The following is a 474-nucleotide window of genomic DNA, read 5'->3' on the forward strand; positions in this document are numbered from 1 at the left end:
TCGAACATGGATTATCAAGTATACTAAGGGGGAAGGAATAAAAACATATTCTCCAAAACCCGAGGTGTATATAATGAAAAGCAAAAACATAACGTATGATGAAAAAGTAAAGATTGTCAAAGATTGTTTAGTTAATGGATTGTCGTATAAAGAAACCGCTGAAAAGTATCGCGTTCCCTATAATAATGTCTATTCGTGGGTACGAAAATACAAAGAACATGGTCCGGCTGGATTGATTGATGGACGTGGGCGCGGGAAACCAGACAAGATTCAAACGGATGAAGAAAAATTACGCACAGAGATTGAAGCATTGAAAGCACGAAATGAATATCTTGAAACGGAGAACGCTGCGCTAAAAAAGTTAGACGAAGTGGAAAGAGAGTTGATGTCACGCAAACGCGGTATGAAGCAGAATACCAAACCGTTAAAAAACTTCAAAAACAAGGGTTCAAAATAACCTTACTTTGTGAGGTA

1 protein-coding gene is annotated in these 474 nt (G+C 37.8%); it reads left to right on the top strand.

What is annotated here, in order from left to right; translation table 11 throughout:
- Positions 1 to 457: helix-turn-helix domain-containing protein (locus WKT09_RS13740; RefSeq protein WP_340416565.1), on the top strand; the 457-nt coding region annotated here is incomplete at its 5' end.
- Positions 458 to 474: the final 17 nt, after the last annotated feature.

It is taken from the genome of Pseudogracilibacillus sp. ICA-222130 (assembly GCF_037892545.1).
Lineage (GTDB): Bacteria > Bacillota > Bacilli > Bacillales > Amphibacillaceae > Pseudogracilibacillus.